We start from the raw sequence: 24735 nt of genomic DNA, 5'->3' as shown, positions 1-24735 counted from the left end.
TTAAGTTGCCGAATTGATGGTAGGTTGATGCGAAAAGCGCTCTTTAATTAGGGGCAAATCAGATAGTCTCGGAAATTATTCCGGAAACCACCAACCCTGAACTCAACCCGGGCAACTTACTGAAGTTATTGGGGCCCACTGCGGAGGGGGGGCTCCTTTAGACCTTTCATCTAAAAGCAGAACTAAGCGACGGCAACCCAAAATGGGTCACCGTCAATAGAGCCCCAATTGCCCGTCTATTCAGACGAGCGGCGCAATTATAGGGGTTGGGCAAAAAACGGCTAAGCAAAATTGGAAGGAAAATGACACCAAAAGGAAGATTTTGGTCCCGGTGATCCGGCCGGGATCGGGAGTTGGGAGGATGGAAAACGGTCAGACTGTAGGGCCCGGTAAACAGGAGTATTTACCGGGTAGATAAATTTTTATGTTTAATTTTTTGATTTCAAGGTGATTGTAAAGAGCCGTGGTGATGGGCGGTGCGTCAGAAATTCTGCTGCCGGTTGACCACCTGATAGACCAAGACCGTTTCGAAGGATTTTCCACTGTTTTTGTGCTGCACCCCGATTTTGACCTCTCCTCTTTTCTGTGGGACATAATTCAGCCGGAAACGTCCGTTTTTCCTTTCGAAGAATTTCCAGTTTTTTGCCGCATCGATTGCCGCTACCTTGAGCCCTTCCGGGACGAAGAGGTCAAATTCGATCGTCTGGTCCCGGGGCAGGAGTTTGTATTCGGGAGCCGAATGGACTTTGACAAAAGTTTTGGTAGAATAGACTTCCGGGAATTGCAGTTGCTGGTCCACAATCGCTTTCCGGTAAATGGCTGCACCGTCGAAACCGAGTTTGAAATAGGCTGCCGTCAGGTACGGCAGGCGTTCGTATTGAGCCAGGGTGATCACCGGCTGGACAAAACTGAACTGAGGGTCTTCGGGGAAGTGATTAAAAATGGCCTGATAGGGATCGACATTGAACCAGTAATCGTCGAATTCTTTCTTGCTGACGAGTCGTCCGCGAACGTTCGAGCCGTTCCCGGTGCCCCAGGTGGCGTCAAAAATTCTCCATTCTCCAGCTATCTTTACGGCGTTCCAGGCGTGGTTGGCCACTTTGAACCGGGTGCCGGCTTTATACCCGTAGCCCTTGGCATAGCCGGTTATCTTTTCGATCTCGAGATCCATTTCCCGGCCGAGCGCCAGGAATAGATTACTGTATCCCTCACATACCGCCTGCCTGGACCGAAGGACTTTTTCGGCGCTGTAATCACCGTAGGTGTTGGAGTTATAAGCATCGTCATCATAACGGATATTTTCCGTCAGCCAGACGTAAATCGAGCGCGCTTTATCCAGCTCGGTCGTGGTCTTTTCTTCGAGGTAAGCGGCCAGTGTGCTTACGGTTGTTTCCACCGCCGGGGGAGAATTCCTGGCGTGGCGATCTATTTGTTGAAATGGATTGCGGGGCGGAGAGAGGAGGGATTCGGAAGATTCCGGGGCGGGTCTATCCCCATTCCGGGGCGCTGTTTCTTGCTGCTCCCCGATTTCCTGCGTTTCTTCCTCCTGGGAAGACGATCCTTCCCTGAGGTACTTTTCGTAGAAGTCGGCAATAAAGTCTTGGTAATCGGCTACGGTCAGTCCCTGCTGGTGGCCCCAGATCCCAATACAGATGATCAGGATCAGTGACAACATGAAGAGTCGTTTCAGGAATTTGAACATGGCTGTTTAGTTTTATCAATACCGGAAAGCCTGTTATACGGAAAAATAGGCTTCCAGTTCCTGCAAGGTGTCTTCCTGAGTGAAAATATCTTTGATCACCTCGCCTTTTTCCAGGACAACGATGCGCTCACAGACCTCCGTGACGTGCATCAGGTCGTGACTGGAGATGAGTACGGTTTTCTGATCGTCCAGTTCGCGGATCAATTGCTTGAGCCGGATCTGGGAGGTAGGGTCCAGATTGGCAAAGGGCTCATCCAGCACCACCAGTTCGGGTGAGCCGAGCAGTGCGGCGGCGATCCCCACTTTTTTCTGGTTTCCTTTGGACAGGTCCCGGATGTACTTGCGTTTGCCGAGGATCTCTCCGTTGAACAGGACTTCGAAGCGCTCCAAAAATTGAAAAACATCGCTGCGGTTGAGACCGAAAAGGCTGCCGGTAAATTCAAAATATTCTTCCGGCGTCTGGAAACCGATCAGGAAACTTTCGTCCAGAAAGGCACCGGTAAAGTCTTTCCATTCGGAAGACTCGTTCACCCGGATATCATTGATCCTTACTTCTCCCTGGTAGGGTTGTATCAGGTCGAGCAACAAACTGAACAGCGTGGTCTTACCCGCACCGTTATTGCCGACCAGGCCGAAACTCTGCCCGGTAGGGATCTCCAGCTCGGGTACCTGTAAAACGATGTGGCCACCGTAGGCCTTACTCAAATTATGGATCTGTATCATTCGATTTAATCTTTTTTAAAGCTGCTGGTCATAATGTATTTTCTGCGCTCGAACTGTCGGGCCAGGGCATCGAGGATCGGGTCCTTTAGCAGTATCCCAATGATGCCCAAAATAGAAATGGCCGCCAGGCCGCCGTACATCCCGGCCCATAAGCTAAACAGCCAGTAGATCAGCATCGGGAGCACCATGATCGGAAGGATCAGCAGAAATTGGGAGGCGCCTACACCTTCCCAGTTCATAAATGCCCCTTTACCCAGATCGATCTTGCGCACATTATAAGTAGAGGTGAACATCAGGATAAAGGTGGACACGCCCATGTTGAAAAGTGCCCCGGCCACAAAGAAAAGTGGCAATATGGGATACACAAAGGCGTAGAGCATACTCAGGATCAGCACGATGGTGGTGGATAGCCCGAACAGGTAGAATTTACTTTCAAAGTATTCCTTGATCGATATCTGGCGGACGCGTAGGTAGTCAAAAAAACTGCTTTCCCAGGCCAGCATGAACTGTCCGTAATTGATCATGAACAATCCCGTAGTGAATACACTGACAAAAATGGCGATCCCCATCTTGTTCTCCAGGCCGTCCTGTAGAACGATCAGAGGATACAAAAGGAAAAAAATACTCATGGTCGCCATTACCCGCGGGCGTTTGTTGCGACGGATAAGCTGCAGGTCGAGTTGGATCAGCCGGCCGATCTTGCCGAAGCGGCCCAGCCAGTCAAGGCTTCCCGAATTACTGGCCTCCTCTTTGTCGCTGCGAATGAGTTTATCCAGATAGATATTGCTGTAGAACAGGCGGTATAAAAGATAAACCAGGGTCACGAATACCGACAGAGGCAATAACAGCCCCCAGGTATTCCGGGCGGTCCAGTCCATCCAGCGGCCAAAAGATTCCGAAAAGGGTAAAACGCCCTGAAAATCGAACCAGGCGATCGTCAGGATCCCCACCACAAGTCCGATCGCCGCCAGCGGACGGATCATGAATGATCGCTTCAGCAGGATGGCCAGGCAATGATTGATGAAGACCAGCAACCCGCAGAGCGCCAGCCAGGCCCAGGCGGCTAGACCCAGACTGGGAATGACTGCCTTAAACATAAAGGGCACCAGGAATAAAAAGGGCAGCAGGTTGAAAAAATTGGGAAACGACTTGGCCAGCAGGTAATAAACGAGCCGGGACCGCCGGATCGGCAGGAGCATAAAGGATTTTACGGACGTGACCGGCATATTCTGCATAAAGAAACGCATGATCAGGTCGTATACCAGATAGTACAGGAAAAAGCGGTTGAACACCTGTATGGGGTCCGCATCGGGATAAAAATGCATCAAAAATTTATCCAGGAAGAAACCCAATGCCAGAAAATTCAGCATTAGGTAAAGCGCCAGCAGGATCAGCACAACATTGATGCCGATACTTTTTTGCCAGAATGGAGAGCGGATCCTTGAAAGGATATCCAGTGAAAGTAATTTTCTAAACATAAGCAGATGATTGCGAAACAGCTTGCTCAAAATAAAGCAAAACCGTTCAATGCGACTGCATTTTCTACGGAAGTAAGGGTTTGGTCGACCGCGCGTAGCGCGAATCTGCTAATTTAGTGTTTATCTTGAGACATCAATATTTCACTCAATCTTTAGTTTATGTTCAAACAAGCTTTATGGTTTTTAGGCGCGATCTTACTCCTGGCTGCCTGCCAGCCGGAGACGCCCACGGAGGAGGCAGTGGCCACTCCGGGTCTGCAGATCAGCTACATGGATACGACCGTCAGTCCCGCCCAGGATTTCTTTAAGTTCGTGAACGGGCAATGGCTGGAAACGACCGAGATCCCGGCCGACCGGGGGAGCTGGGGCAGCTTCAACGAATTGCGGAAAGCGACCAGCGACCAGGTCCTCACCGTACTGAAGGGAGCCATGACCGGAGATACTTACTCGCCGGGTTCCGATCAGGCCAAAGCTGCTGATTTTTATCAGACGGCCATGGACACGACCCATCTGGACGGTCTGGGCATCGAGCCGCTACGCTCCGAACTGGAACAGATCGATGCCATCAAAAATAAGGAGGATCTTTCTGCCTACCTTATCGCTTCCGCTCCGCTGCAGCACAATGCGCTGTTTGGGATGGGCATCTTCTCGGACCTCAACAACAGCAGCCGCAATGCGGCCTATCTGGGGGCCGGCAGCCTCGGACTACCCGAACGGGAATACTATATGAAAAGCGATGATGAATCCAAAGCGCTGCAGCAAAAATATCGCGATCACGTAGCGCGGATGTTACAATTCCTGGACTATGATGCCGATAAGGCCGCCCGGGCGGCAGAGCAGATCTACGAATTGGAATACCAGTTGGCGGAAGCCCGGATGACCAAGGAGGAAAGTCGAAATCCTCTGCGAAGCAATAATCCGCGCTCCATCGATCAGATCGCCGAACTGAGCCCGGCTTTCGACTGGCATGCCTACCTGGAAGGTATCGGTGCCGGATCGGTGGATACCATCATCGTTTCGGACCTGGATTACTTTAATGCCCTGAGTAAGGTCATGACCGATACCGATGTGGAAACGCTGAAGGATTACGTAAAATGGACGGAATTCAAAGAGGCGGCTCCTTATCTGTCGACGGAGATCGACCAGGCCAATTTCGATTTTTACGGTAAGGAACTGAGCGGTACGGAACAAATGCGTGACCGCTCCGAACGGGTACTCGACAATGCCAACGGGGTGATCGGAGAAGCCATCGGTAAACTGTACGTAGATGCTTACTTTCCGCCGGAAGCCAAACAGGCCGCAGAGGAAATGGTCGAAAATATCAAGATCGCTTTCGGCGAACGCATCAAGCAACTGGACTGGATGAGCGAAACGACGAAGGAAAAAGCCCTGGAAAAGCTGAGTACTTTCAAAGTTAAGATCGCCTATCCGGATGAATGGAAAGATTATTCGGACCTCAACATCCAGAGTGTGGCGGAAGGCGGTTCCTACCTGGGGAATATGATCAACGCAACGCGCTGGAACTGGGAGCGGGATCTGGCCAAGATCGGGAAACCCGTAGATAAGAGCGAGTGGTTTATGTCGCCCCAGATCGTCAACGCTTATTACAATCCGCTATTTAATGAAATTGTATTTCCGGCCGCCATACTGCAGCCGCCCTTCTACAATTATAAAGCTGATGCCGCCGTCAACTACGGTGGGGTAGGGGCCGTGATCGGGCATGAGATCTCCCACGGGTTTGACGACCAGGGAAGCCGGTTTGACGCCGAAGGTAACCTGAAGAACTGGTGGACCGACGAGGACCGCGCTAATTTTGAAGCCCGGGCCAAAAAGCTGGTCGATCAATACAGCGGCTACGAACCGCTGGAAGGCGTGAATGTCAACGGCGCCTTTACGCTGGGGGAAAATATCGGTGATCTGGGTGGACTGAACGTCGCTTACGACGGTCTGCAGCGCCACCTGGAAGAACACGGAGATCCCGGTCTGATCGATGGCTTCACACCGGAACAACGCTTCTTTATTTCCTGGGGCACCATCTGGCGCGGGAAATATCGCGATGATGCCCTGAAGACGCTGATCAATACCAATCCGCATTCACCGGGTATGTACCGGGCGATCGGGCCGGTGTCGAACATGACGGCTTTTTACGAGGCTTTTGATATCGAGGATGGAGATCCGCTTTTCCGGCCGGACAGCCTGCGGGTGAAGATCTGGTAGGTGAGGTAGGTTGATCGTCAGCCGGTATTCCGATCGAATACCGGCTGACGAATACCTTATTGATTCCGTCCCCGGGCCCACTGCAATACCTGCTGGGTGGGCTGGGTAGCTACATCTGCCGGTAGATTGAGCAATTCCCGGTTGAGCATATCGATGGCGACGGCCGAGCGGTTCGCGTCGGTTTTACGCAGTACAATAAAGCGATTATTCCGGGCGTTGGCGGCAATCGTCGTATTAATGTCCTGCGGAGTAGGGTAGAGGGCATTGATGGAATACTCCTCCGTATTGCGGTTGTAGGCAGGTAGCGTTAGCTGCACCTTACCGTCGCTGGATGAAAAAGCGAATAAAGGAACGTATTCCGTTTCGGTGGTTTTGAATTCGGCGATGGGCAGAATGGCCGCGGGAGCATCCGCATTATCCAGATCAAAGGCAAAGGTGCCTTCGTCTTCGGCAAATCCGATCAGATAATTTTCCCACACTTCCAAACGGAGAATATTACCGCTCTGAGCGTCCTCGGACGCCCGCGCACTCAGGTATTGCGGCTCCAGCGGCGGGAGCAGGCGTTGGTTACCCACATCGTATATATATATGGTGCGGGCACCGCGTATGCCTACGAGGTCACTTTCGTTATTATAGGTGATCTCGGCCAGGAAATAGGGGAAATCCGGACTGACATTGACCGGGAGTACCTCCCGGGCAACTTGTTCGCAGGTTTCCGTATTGTAAATTTCCAGTACCCGGTGACTGGCGCCGAAATTATCATCAAATGTGGTGGAATCCGCCGTGATGGCAATAAGCGTATTGGCTTCCCTTACCCATAACTGATTTCCATCCAGCACTTCATTGCTAATGGTGCAATCGTGGCTGGCGGGAAGTTCCATGGAGGGCACGTTGGTGTCGGTCATGCCGGTGGTATCCGATCCGTTTGGGTCGTCACCGTTAACCGTATCGCCGGAAGTTTCGCCTCCGCAGGCAGCAAGCAGGGAGATCGAAAGGTAAACGAGAAGCATTTTTAGTGCACGCATGTTTTGCTTTTTTTGGGGAAAGGAATAAAGGTAGGAAAAATTTTCCCTCTGCTGTTTGTCCGGCAAATCTAATAATAAAATACAAGCTCCGATTTAATTACGAAATAATTCGTATTAAAACTTGCTTGTCTGAAAAATTAAACCTACGTTTGTAATACGAAACAATTCGTAATTAAATTTTAAACATGTCAGGATCTTCATTTTCCCGCCCCACCGAAGGGGAATTAGCGATACTACAGGTGCTCTGGGCGAACGGTCCGAGTACGGTGCGGTTCATCAACGACGAACTGAACCAAGAGGTGGGCGACGGGCGCGAGATCGGGTATACCACTACCCTCAAACTCATGCAGCTGATGCTGGAAAAACACCTGCTGGCCAGGGATACCAGTCAGCGGACGCATGTGTACCGGGCGCTTATTTCCGAAGAGGAAACCCGCCAGCGTCTGCTGGATAAATTTGTAAACACCACCTTTCGGGGATCTGCCATGGATCTGGTCATGCAGGCACTCGGCAATCACGATGCTTCGCAGGAAGAACTCGCTGCCATTAAAGCATTGATCCAAAAAATGGAAGACGAACAGGAGTAATGCAGTTTGCGGAGTATTACCGGAAATCCGGCACCGCCCTGCAGGATCCCACTCGCTGTAAAAAATAAAAATATGAATCTGATCGAATACGCTTTACCCGGAGAATGGATCAATGCCCTTGGCTGGACGGTCCTGCATTCCTTCTGGCAGGCCGCCGTGATCGCGCTGATCGTGGGCGTACTGCTCTACCGCATGCCGCAACAGCCGGCAGGGCGACGATACTGGGTAGCTCATCTGGGGTGGTTTTCCATCATCATCTGTGCGGTGATCACCTTTTTTACCTATTACCATCCGGAGGACAGCACAGCTCTGGCAACAATGACCCGACTGACTCCTGAGGGCGAAGTGGCAACACTGTCTTCGCCCTCACTCCTGGAGTCTTACCTTCATATACTCGATGAATATTTCAACCGCCATCTTCCCCTGATCGTCAGCCTTTGGGCTATGGGCATGGTTATTTTCCTGCTCCGATTCCTGGGAGGCCTGATCTTCCTCCAGCACCTCCGCTCGTACAAAGTACAGCCGATGTCCGCTGAGTGGGAGGCCAAAGTGAAAGCGATTAGCCGCCAGCTGGGCCTGAACCGGCCGGTGCAGCTACTCGAATCCGCTCTGGTGAAGGTCCCCATGGTGATCGGCTGGATGAAACCGGCCATCCTTTTACCGATTGGAGCTTTGAACGCGTTAAGCCCCCAACAGGTAGAAGCGATCCTGGCCCACGAACTGGCGCACATCAGGCGGCACGATTATCTGTTGAATCTCATCCGTTCGTTAGTGGAAGTGCTGTTCTATTTCAATCCGGCCGTCTGGTGGCTTTCCGCCCAGATCCGGACCGAACGTGAGCACTGCTGCGACGACATGGCACTGGAAGTATGTGGAGACTCTTTATCCTACGTCCGTGCCCTGGTGGCCCTGCAGGAGTTGAGCCGAAGACCGGGCATCGGTCTGGCGATGACCTTTGTGAGATCCAAACCGGAATTGCTGAATCGGGTACGGCGTATCTTGAAACAACCAAAAGATAAATCAGACCTGATGGAAAAACTAGTAATCACCTGCCTGTTATTAATCACGCTGTCCTTTACGCTACTGAGCGCCGGCCTGCCGGAAGAACCGACAGCGGACACCCAAACGAAGGCCACCGCAGCGGAGGCCAAAATTCATGTAGAGCTGCTATCCGACGAAACGGAGCCTATTCTGGAACTTCACCTGACGGAGGAAGATCACGTAAATGTGATCGCTGAGGGCACCCACAGAATTGTTGAACTGAAGCTGGATACCATTCCCCGGGGAACGACCCATCTGCAAATGACCAAAGGGGGAAAGGCCTACGACGTAAGGATCAAGAATAATAAGATCCAGGAACTGTCCATTGACGGAAAACAGATCCCCGAAAAAGATCTGGCCAACTACTACGATGTAGTACAGGAACTCCTGGATGATGTACCGCCGCCACCATCGCCTCCCGTGCCGGCCCCGGCCCCCGTAGCGGTTCCGGCTCCGCCCGCACCTCCGGCGCCACCGGCCCCGGTCAGCCCGGTACGTGAAGGAGATATACCCGTGCCGGCTCCACCCACTCCGCCCACACCTGCTGGCGCATCTGTGAGCCCACCAGCGCCACCCGCTCCGCCGGCACCACCGGCTCCGGTGCAACGGATCAAACTGGAAAAACCGGTGAAGGGAGAAGGAGGGACTTCCATGTTCTTCTACCGGACAGACCAGGGCAATACCGAAAAGGAAGGGAATGCATCCCACTATGTATGGCGGTCGGCCGGTGATGAAAAAGCCAGCGCTTCCGTATGGGTTTCCCAGGATCAAAACGTGCTACTGGAAGATGAGGTAGTAGTGGTACGGATCCACGAAAATGACATCGTTCCCGAGCCCGGAGAAAATGTGGTCATTGAGGTAATGGCCGATGTGGAGACGCCGGGCACCAGCGAGGTAGTCGTTGCCAACGGCTTTCAGTTCCGGGAAGAAGCGCCCAATACCTTTTACCGGCGGGCGGCTGTCCACCAGCAAAGCCTCCATAACAACTGGCAGAAAGAGCTGGAAAAGAGTATGTATTCCGAACGACTGCTGGACCCGAAAAAAGGCAATCGGGTGGAGATCTCCGGTGATCGCCTGCTGATCAATGGAAAGGAGCAATCCCCGGCCACCCACAAGAAATACCTGCGTCTGTTGCAGGAGTCGCTCGATCAGCCGCTGGACGAGGATGCGATGTATTTCTTCAACTGGCAGACGACCGGTCAACAACTGGAATAGGCGCGGCCACGGCTGCCCGCAACCGAACAATCGGAATTATTTAATTCACCTTATATTGGAGTATATTTCAAATAAAAAAGCATTTACCATATGAGATCTTTTAGACTAATTACGCTCGGAAGCCTGGTGCTTAGCTTTCTATTGGTCGCCAATTTTAGCTACGGCCAGCAAAAGCAGGACAAGCAAAAGGAGGAATCTCCCAAAAAAGTCATCATCATCAAAAAGGCGAAGGATGGCGAAATTAAAACCGAGCGGATCGTGACCGACGGAGAAGAATTACACGAGATCCGTCTGGACGGCCAGGATGGCAAAGTGATCGTGAAAGAGATCGAAGGAGATGGCGAAAAACAGATCAAAGTGATCGTCAATCCGGATGTAGACGGAGTGGAAGTAGAGCAGAATGTGGATGTCCAGATCGAAACGATCAATGGTGAAAAACACGTGAATGTAAAAGTGATGCCGCTGAACGGCGAAGCGAAGACCTTTGTATGGAAAGGAGAGGGAGAGATCCCGGCGGATGTACGCGAAAAGCTGGAAGCCGACGGCATCTTCATCCACGAATCCGGCGAAAATGAACTGGATGGCGAGAACATCTTCTTCTACCGCGGCGATGATACCGGAAACTTTGAGTGGAACAGCATCGATGACGAGGGAGGTCCCTTCCTGGGCGTGACCAGCGCCGTGGAAAGCAAAGTAACCGTTGTCGTTGATGAAAACGGAGAAACCCAGACCGTCGACACTTCCGGTGAAGAAGAAGACGTGGACGGAGTGCGGATCGGTGAAGTCATCGAGGGCAGTGCTGCCGCCGAAGCGGGACTGAAAGAAGGAGACATCCTGAAAGCTATTGACGGCCGGCAGTTGGAGGATTTCAATGATCTGGTGGACTTCATGAAGGACGCCGAGATCGGCCAGAAAGTAAACCTGAGCTACGAGCGCGACGGCCAGCTGAATACCGCGGAAGCGACCCTGCAGGAACGTCAGGCAGGAATGGGCCAAAACGTGATCATCGAAAGAATCATTGAAAATGGCGACAAGGAAGGGAATGCCTTCTTTTTCCGCACGGAAGACGGAGATGGCGCCAAACTGCACCAGCGGCACAAGATCGTTGTGATCACCCGCGGCGATTCAAGCGAAGATGCTCAGGAAGGAGAAGCAACGTTCTTCGAAGAGGATCTGCCCGAAGTGGAACTCAAAAGAGACCTGGACCTACGGAACTATAAACTATTCCCGAACCCTACGGACGGCAATCTCCAACTGCGTTTCCAGGCGGATGCCCTTCCGACCGAGATCAAGATCAGCGACCTCAACGGGAAGCAAATGTACCGCGAAAGACTGAATCAGTTTGACGGCGCTTACGATCAGCGTATTGATCTGACGGATCTGCCCGCCGGCTCGTTCATCCTCACCATCGAACAGGCCGATAAAGTTTATACCGAACAGATTATTCTGAAGTAAGAACGGACCTGTTAATTAATGCCTGGAGTACAGTATGTAGTGCTGAACATTGAAAATTAATTAAAGCTTGGATTCACCGCAAAGGCGCCAAGCCGCTAAGTTTTTGTGATCTTGCCTCAGGCAAGATCACAAATCTTGGCGTTCTCAACTGTGAAGACCGCTCCCGGCACGGGCCTGTTTGAGAAGGACTTTAGAAAATTTGCAATGCAAATTTTTCAAAGAAGACAGCCCTAAATCTTTGCGACTTAGCGCCTTTGCGGTGAAAATCCAGTCACTTCTGGTTATCGATCATTAACAATTAATGTTCTTCCCTAGAAACCGTACTCCTGGCATTATTTTTTGGCCTCCTCCTGCCTACCTATCCAGCCATTGTTTGAAATCGGGCACCCGGTCGCGGCTCACAATAGCTTCCAGATCCTGCCGGGGCAGGATATCCAGTTTCAGCCTTCCATTAAAATAAGTATGAATGCGGTGGATCGCCTCCAGATGGAGGATGATCTTGCGATTGATCCGGAAAAAATCGCGGGGTGAAAGTACCTGTTCGAGTTGGTCCAGTGAAAAATCTACCAGATGTTTTTTGTTCTCGTTCGTTATGGCGTAGACCAGGCTTTCTTCCGAAAAGAAATAACGCACGTCGGCGGTACGCAGGTAGATCAGTTGCTGGCCGACTTTGATCAGAAAACGCTCCTTATAGTCCGGTTCGGTGAGGGCATTTTTTAGCTGATGCAGTATGGCCGGTGAAAGAGCAGGGGCCTGCTGGTAGATGTTTTCGTACTTATCCAGGGCCGCCGAGAGCTCTTCGGGATCGATGGGTTTCAGGAGATAGTCGATACTGTTGACCTTAAATGCACGGAGCGTATACTGGTCAAAAGCCGTGGTGAAAATGACCGGCGTCTGCACTTCTACAGCGTTGAAAATGTCAAAACTGAGACCGTCAGCCAATTGGATATCCATAAAAATAAGGTCGGGCGGAGCCGTTCCGGATCGTAAAAAATCAACCGAAGATTCGATGCTGTCCAGCGCAGAAAGTAGTTGAGCCTGGGGCCTGATTTTCTGGATCAGTTTTGCCAGTTGCTTGGCCGCCGGCTGCTCGTCTTCTATGATCAGAATTTGCATTTTTGTGATTTGGAAAACCAGGGGAAAAATACCGAAAGCAATACTTTAACCGTACCGATCGAACCGAAATTTTCTCCAGTAAGACCGAAAAGGTAAATTTAATAAGAAAAAAAGTTTACGAAAAAATGTCACATAAAAAATAAAATACAGTTTTAATTGAATGTTCATTTCATATATGGTGATATATAATTTTTAATAAGTTGATATATAGCATCATTTGAATTTAAATATATTTAATATTAAAACTGATGATATAATTTCCTTTTGAGTAGTAAAAAGTTGATTTTTTTCTATGTCACAAATGGCGATAAAATCAAGAAAAAAACAAATGGAAAAAAATGTTTATCTTATATTTGCCCGTAACACATATCCCCCCTTACAGTAGCAAAGATGTTTTTGCATCAGATCTTGCTACCCTCAAAAGAGTTACAATATAATTTAAACAAGCCGATAAAGTACGTCAATCGATTATACCGATTGGCTTCAAAATTGCTGATTGCTCCCCCCTTATCAGCGACAATTACTATAGAGTAAACAACACACTTAATTTTTTTGGGTAACGAACACTATGAACGAGCTTTTTCCTTTTCAACTGCTTTTCCGGTCAGTGATCTGATTACTGATCAATTTAAAAAAGCCTGCCAGGGAAAGTAAGTTCCTGATTAACCCACCTCCGCAAAACACATTACTATTTGGTAATCAATCGGTTATTGGTTGCCACTAGATTGCTGTGTCTTCTACTGACGAGCTTTGCTCTCAGGCGTCAACGGTATCGTTGTCTGCCGGAGAGGCTGCACCCGTTTGTGGTATTTACAATAGAAAGTAGGCTAAATAGGTACAACACTGACAATAATCTTACGCTATATGCACCAGGTACACTCTACTACCAACGTTCTAACCAATAGTCTGTCTCTTAAACACCCATTGCGCTTCGCGCTTTATGGCGTTCTCTTCTTTGCCGGACTATTAACTTCCAATTTCTCTTATGCTGAGAATGATCCCGGGGCTTCCGAGCTCTCCTCCGAAATGGACGAAGGGGTTATTCTGATCCCGGGCAGTCGTTCCGCCGGATACGGGGGAGATGCTCAGTCGATGATCTTCCGGGAAGCCAATGTGCTGACCGGGAACTGTGTCGGTCAGGTCTCCAACTTTACCGGGCACTACGGCTACTCCGCCATCGGGAATACCGAAAATGCCGGGGAAGCCTCCAACTGTGGAGTTGCTTCCAATACCACCAGCCGGTACCTGAATATTCCCGCCGGGTCGACGATCTCGGCGGCTTATCTGTATTGGTCGGGCAGTACCTATTACAACAACGGCATCTATGTAGACCAGTCGGTAACGCTCAACGGCACTACCGTAAATGCGAACAAGACCTGGACGGAGACGATCGTCAACGGTGGACAGTATCAGGATTACTACGGTGCTTATGCCAATGTAACCAATCTGGTTTCCGGCTCGGGCAATTACTCGGTGAGTAGCCTGTACTGGTACAACCAGGGAATGGTTTGTGCCTCCTACAGTGCTTACGGCGGATGGGCCATGGTGGTGGTGTATGAGAACGGCGGCGAGCCGGAAAGAAGCATCACGGTGTACGATACCTTCAACGGGGTGTGGGGCAACGGATCGAATTTTGATCAGTACGATGATTTCTGTAGTCCGAATATTGCCGATTGCAGCGAAAACTATGAATTGACGGCCATCACCTGGGAAGGAGATAACTACAAGGGAGAGTACACCTACATCAACGGTACCTACATGGGGGATAACCGCCTGGCCGGATACAACTCCTTCGACGGTACCTCCAATTACAATCTGGATATTGATCGTTACGATCTGAACGGGATCATTTCCTCTTCCGATAACCAGTTCTCGTACCGGGTGCATTCCTACCAGACCGGCAACGCCTGGGAGTTTCACATTTCCAATGTATTTATCTTACAGTACGATATTTCTTCCTCCATTGTAGTGGATGCGGGATCTGATGTAGAGATCTGTAATCAGGACGAAGCGGTGCTGACCGCCAACGTGAGTGGAGCGGAAACCTGTGCCGCACCGGGAGAATCGGACTGTAATCACTCCCTGGAGACTTACGGTGGATACGTAGAGAATCCATCGGATGCGGCTTATTGCGGCTCCGGGGCTGGCGCTAAACTCTGGACCCGCAGTGGCCAGGGTACTTCTTTTGTGACCATCGATTTCGAAAAAGAGGTAGCTGCCGGCACGGAGATCTGTGTGAATATGAGGCTGGAGCACTGTTCGAATACTACTTCGGGTTCTTCCAGTGCCAAGATCCAGTCCGCTTCGGCCAGCGGCAGCTTCGTGAATGTTGCCAGCAATGTAGGTTTTTCATCTACCAGCTACAGCGAATACTGCTATACGCTCGGAAGCGACACGCGTTACGTCAGAGTGATCGACAATGGGCAATGTGCCTTCCGGGTGGATTATGTACGCTTCATCACGCAGGGGGCTACTACCAATGGCGTTACCTACGCCTGGTCCGGCCCCGGCATCGTTAGTGGTTCTAATGCATCTTCAATCACCGTTAACCAATCAGGCACCTATTCCGTAACGGCAACGGACTGCTACGGCTGCCAGTCGACCGATCAGGTGCAGGTGACCATCAATGCGCAACCGACGCTGGTTTGCGAAAGCTACACCAAGGACTACGGTTGGGTGATCGAGGATGACTGCCACGTAGATATCTGCGAAGGAGAGTATTTAAAACTGAGTGTAAACCCGAATATTTCCAATGTAGTTTGGTCCGGACCCAACGGCTTCTCCGTTATCGGAAATGATGCGCTGATCTCGGGCAGTATCACTACGGCTGCGTCCGGTGATTATACGGCTACCCTGACGGATGGGAACGGTTGTACGGCCTCCACGGTGATCAGTGTGAATGTAGAAGCGCTTCCGGATGTGACGGTAAGTACCACGGATGCCAACTGTAATGATAGCTTTGGTTCCATTACTTTTTCCTTTCCCGATAATCCGGATCGCACTAAGATTGAATTCAGTCTGGACGGTGGTAGTACTTATCCCTACAATGTATCGGATATAGATGGCTCCTTCACTGTCGATAATCTGACTCCCGGCGATTACGCCGTTTGGACCCGCTGGGGAAATGATGAATGCCCGTTGCACCTGGGTACCGCAACGATCGGTTCCAATCTGGACGGTTGCGAAGATTTTAATAACCCTATTTTCAATGATTGTGGTAGCGGCAAGGTAATAGACGTGCAGGCAGCGGGCCTGATCAACAGCACAACGAACTGTGTGACGATTAATAATACTTCCGGAATGCTCCGGGTACTGGCGGAAGTGTGGATCGAGGAATCCGATTGTACCAGCGGTTATCCGACCTTTATTACCATGACTGCCGACGGTTCCGATTCAAAAACCGTGCAGGGGACTAATGTCAACCAGGTTACCGGAAGCTCTACCATGGAGCGTATCTACCGGGCGGAATTCTCCGGCACCGTATCTCAGATCTGTCTGGATGGCCTGAGCGGTTGCGCTGCTTCCAGTATTGCGCTTTACATCGAACGGGTTTCCGATAACGGTTCCTCGGCATTTCAGCCTTTAAATCAGGAATTGTACCGGGGCAGCTCGGCCGATGATTGTATTACCGAAATGCTCCAGATTGGTGGCGGTGATGTTGCCCGGGACATCAAGGTCAGCGTACCCATCCACGAAAAAGATAACAGCCGGACCGTAAGTGTTTCGGTAAAAGTAAAAAACAATTCTAATCAGGTACTGGCGAGTGATTCGCAGGTGTTCAGCACCGCTAACGCCGGCTCCGAAGCAGCGCTGTACGAAATGACCCTGGCGAACGTGCCGGGAACTGGTACCAATGTAGAAGTTACGGTTTGTTCCCCTTACCCCGGAGGAGATTCCTTTGGGGTTGGTGCGGTAGTCGTTTCTTCGAATGAAGGTTGTGTAAGCTGCGATCTGGCAGCTTCCTTATCCGATCTGGAAGTCTGCGAAGGTGACCTGGTTACCCTGACGCCAACCGTTTCGGGCGGAACCGGCGCTTTGTCCTATTTATGGTCAACCGGTGCGACTACTCCTTCTATTGAAATTACCGCGAATGCGGATATGGATTACAGTGTCACGGTAACGGATAACCAAAATTGTAAGGCGATCGCCCAGTCTCATGTAGAAGTGAGAACCGGTCAGATCCTGCAGTTGGCCATTTTTGATCTTGACAATGGAGTTGTATTTGAAGAACTCATTGACGGGAAGGTCTATACGCCGAGCAACCTGCCGACCAATTTCAATATTCAGGCGGTGGTCAACGGAGAAGTAGCCAGTGTACGCTTCATGTTGAGCGGCGCCGCTACCGATACCCATATCGAAAATGCCGATCCTTATCGCTATCGGGGAGACAATAATGCCCTGAACCTGGCTGATGGGGATTACACCATCAAGGCCGAGATCTTCAGTGCAGATAATGCCGGCGGTATTTCCTGCGATTCCAGAACCGTTGACTTCACCATTCAGAACTGTGATCTGATCGTTGATGCGGGCGAAGATATCGAGATCTGTAACGGGGATGAAACGGTACTCATTGCCAGTACAACGGGAGCGGAAACCTGTAACACTTCCGGCGAGTCGGATTGTAACCACGTACTGGCCAATTATGGCGGCTGGGTGGAAAATCCGCACGATGCGGCTTACTGTGGTTCGGGCTACGGGGCTAAACTATGGACCCGGAGCGGAGAGGGCACCTCATACGTGACCATCGACCTCGGGCAAACCCTCAGTGCCGGAACGCAGATCTGCGTAAGTATGAAATTGGAGCACTGTTCCAATACCTCTTCCAATTATTCCAACGCCAAAATTCAGGCTTCCACCAGCTCCAATACCGGATTCTCTAATCTCACGGCTAGCGAAACCTTCTCTTCCACCAGTTACTCCGAATACTGCTATACACTGAGTGGGAACGCGCGCTACATCCGGGTGATCGATAACGGAAACTGTGCCTTCCGGGTGGATTATGTACGCTACGAAACGGTAGGTTCTTCCGACAATACCATCACTTATGCCTGGAGCGGCCCCGGGATCGTAGGACCAAGTGATCAAATGACGATCACCGTAAACCAATCCGGTATCTATACGGTGACGGCTACGGATTGCTCCGGCTGTACCTCTACGGATGAGGTGAATGTAACCATCAATCAGGGACCGGATCTGGTTTGTGAAAGCTATACTATTGAAACCGGTTGGGTAGTTGAAGAAGATTGCGCGGTAACGGTCTGTGAAGGGCAATACCTGATGCTGAGTGTCAACCCGCAGGTTTCCAGTGTAGTCTGGTCGGGCCCCAATGGGTACTCGGCTACCGGCAATGATGCATTGATCTCCGATAATATTACTCCTGAGTTTGCCGGAGATTATACAGCCACTTTGACGGATGAAAACGGCTGTACCGGTTCCACGGTTATTACCGTGATCGTAAATGAAACGCCCGATGTGACGGTCGCTTCCACGAATCCGCTTTGTGGCCTTATCAACGGTACCATAACCTTCACTTTTGCCAATAATCCCAATTATACCGATATACAATTTAGTCTGGACGGTGGGTTGACCTATCCGTACACCACTACGGATATCTTAGGCATTTTCACCGTGTCCAACCTGGCCACAGGTACTTATGATCTCTACGCTCGCTGGGGCAACGAAGATTGCCCGGTAGATCTGGGTACCGTGGAACTGAGCAATGTAGACGGTCCGACCCTGACGGCGGTCGCCACCAATGTAGAATGCTTCGGTGAAGCTACGGGAAGTATCGATCTGACCGTTAGCAACGGTACGGCTCCTTTCGATTTTGCCTGGAGCAACGGAGCTGTTACGGAGGATCTGGTGAACGTTCCGGCCGGAAATTATACGGTCACCGTCACGGACGATAATGGCTGTACGGCTACTCTGAATAAAACGATCACCCAACCGGATGAGATCGTTATAGAATTTACCACTACCCAGGCCGATTGCGGTTTGAGTAATGCAACCGCCACGGTTGAAGTAAACGGTGGTACGCCGGGCTACACCTATCTGTGGAGCAACGGCGAGACCAGCGATATGCTCTCCGGACTCGCGGCCGGCGAATACACCGTGACGGTTACCGACGCCAGCGGATGTACGGCGGAAAATAGCGTTGTCGTAGCTGAAGACAATGCGATCGATGTTACTGCGGCAGCCTCCCTCTTACAAATTTGCGCCGGAGAAAGCACGATTATTAGTTCGAGTGTGATCGGAGGTGTTGGTCCCTACACCTATGCCTGGAGTACAGGGCAGGATACCGAAAGCTTCACGGACAACCCAACGGTCACGACTACCTACGAAGTAACCATCACCGATCAGAACGGCTGTTTCGGAATTGACCAGGTGACCGTTACGGTTACGCCTTTACCCGAAACCAATGCCGGACCCGATGCGATCATTTGCGCCGGCGAAAGTATCCTGATCGGTGGAAATCCGGTAGGCCCTCAGAATGCGACCTATGTCTGGTCGAATGGTCAGAGCGGGACCATTAAATTGAATGGCGCCAATCTGGATTTCGGCCAGATTACCGTTAGCCCGCTGGAGGAAACAACCTACTCGGTGACGGTTACCAAAGATGGCTGTTCTAATGTAGACGAGGTGACCATCAGCGTGGACGAAGTAATTGCCGATGCCGGTGATGATGTAGAAATATGCGCATCGGAAGAGGCTGTACTGACCGCGACGGGTGGAGCTACCTATCTATGGAGCACCGGAGAGACTACTGCGGAAATTACCGTTACCCCCTTGGCCACCACTACCTACTTCGTCACCGTCACCAGCGGTGAAGGCTGTGAAGATGTGGATGAAGTAGTCGTGACGGTACTCGAACCGCCGGTAGTCGTGCTGGATGGTGGTGCTCCAATCTGTAGCGGACAGACTACCACGCTGACGCCGGATGTTTCCGGGGGCACTCCTTTCTATACTTACGAATGGAGTACCGGTGCTGTTACCTCTTCCATTGAGGTCGATCCGGAGGTTACCACGGAATACTCGGTAACCGTTACCGATAGTAAAGGATGTGTTGCCACTGCAACGGCTACCGTTACGGTAGATGGGAATGCCTGTGCTTCCTTAGGTGACTTTGTTTGGGAAGATCTGGATGGCGACGGTGTGCAGGATCCGGGCGAACCGGGAGTTCCCGGCGTGACGGTTAACCTGAAAGACGAGAATGGCAATGTGATCGATAATACGACCACCGCTGCCGATGGCTCCTATAGCTTTACGGAGCTTATTCCCGGTACGTATTCTGTACAGTTCACGGACTTGCCGGCTGGCTTCAGCTTCACCGATCTGAATGCGGGTGGAGACGAGGCCTTAGACAGTGATGCCGATCCAGCAATGAACGGCATGACCGAAACGGTCACCCTGGAATCCGGCGATAACTACCCGGACCTGGATGCGGGTATTCTGCAAGGCGCTTCTCTGGGTGACTTCGTGTGGGAAGACCTGGACGGCGACGGCGTACAAGATCCGGGCGAACCGGGCGTTGGCGGCGTGACCGTTAATCTGAAAGACGAGAACGGCAACGTGATCGACAATACGACCACGGCTGCCGATGGTTCCTATAGCTTCACGAATCTGGAGCCGGGCACGTACTCCGTACAATTTACCGACCTGCCAGCTGGCTTCAGTTTCACCGATCTGAATGTGGGTGGAGACGAAGCGCTGGATAGCGATGCCGATCCGGCAATGAACGGTATGACCGAAACGGTCACCCTGGAATCCGGCGATAACTATACCGACTTAGACGCGGGTATCCTCGAAGGCGCTTCTCTGGGCGACTTTGTCTGGGAAGACCTGGACGGCGACGGCGTACAAGATCCGGGCGAACCGGGTGTTGCCGGTGTGACCGTTAATCTGAAAGACGAAAACGGCAACGTGATCGATAATACGACCACTGCTGCCGATGGCTCCTATAGCTTCACCAACCTGGAGCCGGGTACTTATTCCGTACAATTCACGGATCTGCCGGCTGGCTTTAGCTTCACCGATCTGAATGCGGGTGGAGACGAAGCGCTGGACAGCGATGCTGATCCGGCAATGAACGGGATGACGGAGACGGTCACCCTTGAATCCGGTGATAACTACACCGACTTAGACGCCGGTATCTTGGAAGGCGCTTCTCTGGGCGACTTTGTCTGGGAAGACCTCGACGGCGACGGCGTACAGGATCCGGGCGAACCGGGCGTTGGCGGTGTCACGGTTAATCTGAAAGACGAGAACGGCAACGTGATTGATAATACGACCACTGCTGCCGATGGCTCTTATAGCTTTACCAACTTGGAACCGGGCACCTACTCCGTACAATTCACGGATCTGCCGGCTGGCTTCAGTTTCACCGATCTGAATGCGGGTGGAGATGAAGCGCTGGACAGCGATGCCGATCCGGCAATGAACGGCATGACGGAGACCGTAACCCTGGAATCCGGCAATAACTATACTGACTTAGACGCCGGAATCCTCGAAGGTGCAAGCCTGGGTGATTTTGTCTGGGAAGACCTGGACGGCGACGGCGTACAGGATCCGGGCGAACCGGGCGTTGCCGGTGTGACCGTTAATTTGAAAGACGAGAACGGCAACGTGATCGATAATACGACGACTGCTGCCGATGGTTCTTATAGCTTTACCAACTTGGAACCGGGTACGTACTCCGTGCAATTCACGGATCTGCCGGCTGGCTTCAGCTTCACCGATCTGAATGCCGGTGGAGACGAAGCCCTGGATAGTGATGCCGATCCGGCGATGAACGGCATGACGGAGACCGTAACCCTGGAATCTGGCGATAACTATCCGGACCTGGATGCGGGTATCCTGCAGGGCGCCTCTCTGGGCGACTTTGTCTGGGAAGACCTGGATGGCGACGGTGTACAGGATCCGGGCGAACCGGGAGTTGGCGGCGTTACTGTCAATCTGAAAGACGAGAACGGCAACGTGATCGATAATACGACCACCGCTGCCGATGGTTCTTATAGCTTCACGAATCTGGAGCCGGGTACCTACTCCGTACAATTTACCGACCTGCCGGCTGGCTTCAGCTTCACCGATCTGAATGCGGGTGGAGACGAAGCCCTGGACAGTGATGCCGATCCGGCGATGAATGGCATGACGGAGACCGTAACCCTGGAATCCGGCGATAACTATACCGACTTAGACGCGGGTATCCTCGAAGGTGCAAGCCTGGGTGATTTTGTCTGGGAAGACCTGGACGGCGACGGCATACAGGATCCGGGTGAACCGGGAGTTGCCGGTGTGACCGTTAATTTGAAAGACGAGAACGGCAACGTGATCGACAATACGACGACTGCTGCCGATGGTTCTTATAGCTTCACTAATCTGGAGCCGGGCACCTACTCCGTACAATTTACGGATCTGCCGGCCGGCTTTAGTTTCACCGATCTGAATGCCGGTGGAGACGAAGCACTAGACAGCGATGCTGATCCGGCGATGAACGGCATGACCGAAACGGTAACGCTGGAATCCGGTGATAACTATCCGGACCTGGATGCGGGTATTCTGCAGGGTGCTTCTCTGGGCGACTTTGTCTGGGAAGACCTGGACGGCGACGGCGTACAGGATCCGGGAGAACCGGGTGTTGCTGGCGTGATCGTTAATCTGAAAGATGAGAACGGCAACGTGATCGACAATACGACCACCGCGGCCGATGGTTCCTATAGCTTCACGAATCTGGAGCCGGGCACCTACTCCGTACAATTCACGGATCTGCCGGCTGGCTTTAGCTTCACCGATCTTAATGCGGGTGGAAACGAGGCCTTAGACAGTGATGCCGATCCGGCGATGAATGGCATGACGGAGACGGTCACCCTGGAATCCGGCGATAACTATCCGGACCTAGATGCGGGTATCCTCGAAGGTGCAAGTCTGGGTGATTTTGTCTGGGAAGACCTGGATGGCGACGGCGTACAAGATCCGGGCGAGCCGGGCGTTGGCGGCGTGACCGTCAATCTGAAAGACGAGAACGGCAACGTGATCGATAATACGACCACGGCTGCCGATGGTTCCTATAGCTTCACGAATCTGGAACCGGGTACGTACTCCGTACAATTCACGGATCTGCCGGCTGGTTTCAGCTTCACCGATCTGAATGCCGGTGGAGACGAAGCGCTGGACAGCGATGCTGATCCGGCAATGAACGGTATGACCGAAACGGTTACCCTGGAGTCCGGCGATAACTATACCGATTTAGACGCGGGTATCCTGGAAGGTGCGAGCCTGGGTGATTTTGTCTGGGAAGATCTGAACGGCGACGGCGTACAGGATCCGGGCGAGCCGGGAGTTGGCGGCGTGACCGTTAATCTGAAAGACGAGAACGGAAATGTGATCGATAATACGACCACTGCGGCCGATGGTTCTTATAGCTTCACAAATCTGGAGCCGGGCACTTATTCCGTGCAATTCACGGATCTGCCGGCCGGCTTTAGCTTCACCGATCTGAATGCCGGTGGAGACGAAGCCCTGGATAGTGATGCCGATCCGGCGATGAACGGCATGACCGAAACGGTCACCCTTGAATCCGGTGATAACTATACCGACTTAGACGCTGGTATCCTCGAAGGTGCAAGCCTGGGTGATTTTGTGTGGGAAGACCTGGACGGCGACGGCGTACAGGATCCGGGCGAACCGGGAGTTGGCGGCGTGACGGTTAATCTGAAAGACGAGAACGGCAACGTGATCGATAATACGACCACTGCGGCCGATGGTTCTTATAGCTTCACCAATCTGGAGCCAGGTACTTATTCCGTACAATTCACGGATCTGCCGGCTGGTTTCAGCTTCACCGATCTGAATGCGGGTGGAGACGAAGCCCTGGATAGTGATGCCGATCCGGCGATGAATGGCATGACCGAAACGGTTACGCTGGAATCCGGCGATAACTATACCGACTTAGATGCGGGTATCCTCGAAGGCGCTTCTCTGGGCGATTTTGTCTGGGAAGATCTGGACGGCGACGGCGTACAAGATCCGGGCGAACCGGGAGTTGGCGGCGTAACCGTTAACCTGAAAGATGAGAACGGCAACGTGATCGATAATACGACCACCGCTGCCGATGGTTCCTATAGCTTCACGAATCTGGAGCCGGGCACCTACTCCGTACAATTCACGGATCTGCCGGCCGGTTTCAGCTTCACCGATTTGAATGCGGGTGGAGACGAGGCCCTGGACAGCGATGCCGATCCGGCAATGAATGGTATGACCGAAACGGTCACCCTGGAATCCGGTGATAACAATACCGATTTAGACGCGGGTATCCTGGAAGGCGCTTCTTTGGGCGACTTTGTCTGGGAAGACCTGGACGGCGACGGCGTACAGGATCCGGGCGAACCGGGAGTTGTCGGTGTGACGGTTAATCTGAAAGACGAGAACGGCAACGTAATCGATAATACGACCACTGCTGCCGATGGTTCTTATAGCTTCACTAATCTGGAACCGGGCACCTACTCCGTACAATTCACGGATCTGCCGGCTGGCTTCAGCTTCACCGATCTAAATGCGGGTGGAGACGAAGCCCTGGATAGTGATGCCGATCCGGCGATGAATGGTATGACCGAAACGGTTACCCTGGAATCCGGCGATAACTATCCGGACCTGGATGCGGGTATCCTGCAGGGCGCTTCCTTAGGCGACTTTGTCTGGGAAGACCTGGACGGTGACGGCGTACAGGATCCGGGCGAACCGGGAGTTGGCGGCGTCACGGTTAATCTGAAAGATGAGAACGGCAATGTGATCGATAATACGACCACTGCTGCCGATGGTTCTTATAGCTTCACCAATCTGGAGCCGGGTACTTATTCCGTACAATTCACGGATCTGCCGGCCGGCTTTAGCTTCACCGATCTGAATGCCGGTGGAAACGAAGCCCTGGACAGTGATGCCGATCCGGCAATGAATGGTATGACCGAAACCGTAACCCTGGAATCCGGTGATAACTATCCGGATTTGGATGCAGGTATTCTGCAAGGCGCTTCTCTGGGCGATTTTGTCTGGGAAGACCTGGATGGCGACGGCGTACAAGATCCGGGCGAACCGGGCGTTGCCGGTGTGACCGTTAATTTGAAAGACGAGAACGGCAACGTGATTGACAATACGACCACTGCTGCCGATGGATCTTATAGCTT

The 24735-nt window shown here is 52.0% G+C and carries 10 protein-coding genes; 5 read left to right on the top strand and 5 right to left on the bottom strand.

The annotated features are described in order from the left end of the window. Positions 1 to 481: 481 nt before the first annotated feature. From CRP01_RS06360 to CRP01_RS06350, 3 genes are read right to left on the bottom strand one after another with little or no spacing between them, the layout of a single operon-like run. Positions 482 to 1702, bottom strand: coding sequence for a transglutaminase domain-containing protein (locus tag CRP01_RS06360; RefSeq protein ID WP_099149181.1), 1221 nt, complete (start codon positions 1700 to 1702; stop codon positions 482 to 484). Between the two features lie 33 nt (positions 1703 to 1735). Continuing rightward, a complete protein-coding gene (locus CRP01_RS06355) occupies positions 1736 to 2425 on the bottom strand; it encodes an ABC transporter ATP-binding protein (RefSeq protein WP_099149180.1) in 690 nt (229 codons plus the stop codon). 5 nt (positions 2426 to 2430) lie between these two features. Continuing rightward, positions 2431 to 3903 (bottom strand): DUF5687 family protein, encoded by a 1473-nt coding sequence (locus CRP01_RS06350; RefSeq protein ID WP_143473291.1) that lies wholly within the window; start codon positions 3901 to 3903, stop codon positions 2431 to 2433. 159 nt (positions 3904 to 4062) lie between these two features. Here CRP01_RS06350 and CRP01_RS06345 point away from each other — a divergent pair, with 159 nt between their 5' ends. Beyond that, the gene (locus CRP01_RS06345; RefSeq protein WP_099149178.1) at positions 4063 to 6120 is read left to right on the top strand and encodes a M13 family metallopeptidase; all 2058 of its coding nucleotides are present in this window, start codon (positions 4063 to 4065) and stop codon (positions 6118 to 6120) included. A 56-nt stretch (positions 6121 to 6176) separates the two neighbouring features. On the opposite strand, the gene CRP01_RS06340 is transcribed toward CRP01_RS06345, so the two are convergent. After that, positions 6177 to 7145, bottom strand: coding sequence for a hypothetical protein (locus CRP01_RS06340; RefSeq protein WP_143473290.1), 969 nt, complete (start codon positions 7143 to 7145; stop codon positions 6177 to 6179). A gap of 185 nt (positions 7146 to 7330) precedes the next feature. On the opposite strand from CRP01_RS06340, the gene CRP01_RS06335 reads away from it, so the two are divergent. The 3 genes from CRP01_RS06335 (at position 7331) to CRP01_RS06325 (ending at position 11443) form a co-directional block, all read left to right on the top strand. Next, positions 7331 to 7732, top strand: a complete 402-nt coding sequence (locus CRP01_RS06335; RefSeq protein WP_099149176.1) for a BlaI/MecI/CopY family transcriptional regulator — start codon at positions 7331 to 7333, stop codon at positions 7730 to 7732. A gap of 72 nt (positions 7733 to 7804) precedes the next feature. Beyond that, positions 7805 to 9988 carry a M56 family metallopeptidase gene (locus CRP01_RS06330; protein WP_099149175.1) on the top strand — a complete coding sequence of 728 codons (2184 nt, stop codon included), beginning with the start codon at positions 7805 to 7807 and terminating at the stop codon, positions 9986 to 9988. A 90-nt stretch (positions 9989 to 10078) separates the two neighbouring features. After that, positions 10079 to 11443: a PDZ domain-containing protein gene (locus CRP01_RS06325; RefSeq protein WP_099149174.1), complete on the top strand. Its 1365-nt coding sequence runs from the start codon at positions 10079 to 10081 to the stop codon at positions 11441 to 11443. A 354-nt stretch (positions 11444 to 11797) separates the two neighbouring features. Here CRP01_RS06325 and CRP01_RS06320 read toward each other — a convergent pair whose 3' ends face one another. Then, positions 11798 to 12559, bottom strand: a complete 762-nt coding sequence (locus tag CRP01_RS06320; RefSeq protein WP_099149173.1) for a LytR/AlgR family response regulator transcription factor — start codon at positions 12557 to 12559, stop codon at positions 11798 to 11800. Between the two features lie 864 nt (positions 12560 to 13423). On the opposite strand from CRP01_RS06320, the gene CRP01_RS06315 reads away from it, so the two are divergent. Next, positions 13424 to 24735: SdrD B-like domain-containing protein (locus tag CRP01_RS06315; protein ID WP_185154551.1), on the top strand; the 11312-nt coding region annotated here is incomplete at its 3' end.

The sequence above is a fragment of the Flavilitoribacter nigricans DSM 23189 = NBRC 102662 genome, from assembly GCF_002646595.1.
In the GTDB taxonomy this organism is placed as follows: Bacteria; Bacteroidota; Bacteroidia; order Chitinophagales; family Saprospiraceae; genus Flavilitoribacter; species Flavilitoribacter nigricans.
The sequence above is the reverse complement of the archived record's forward strand: the minus strand, read 5'-3'. Positions and strand labels throughout refer to the sequence as shown.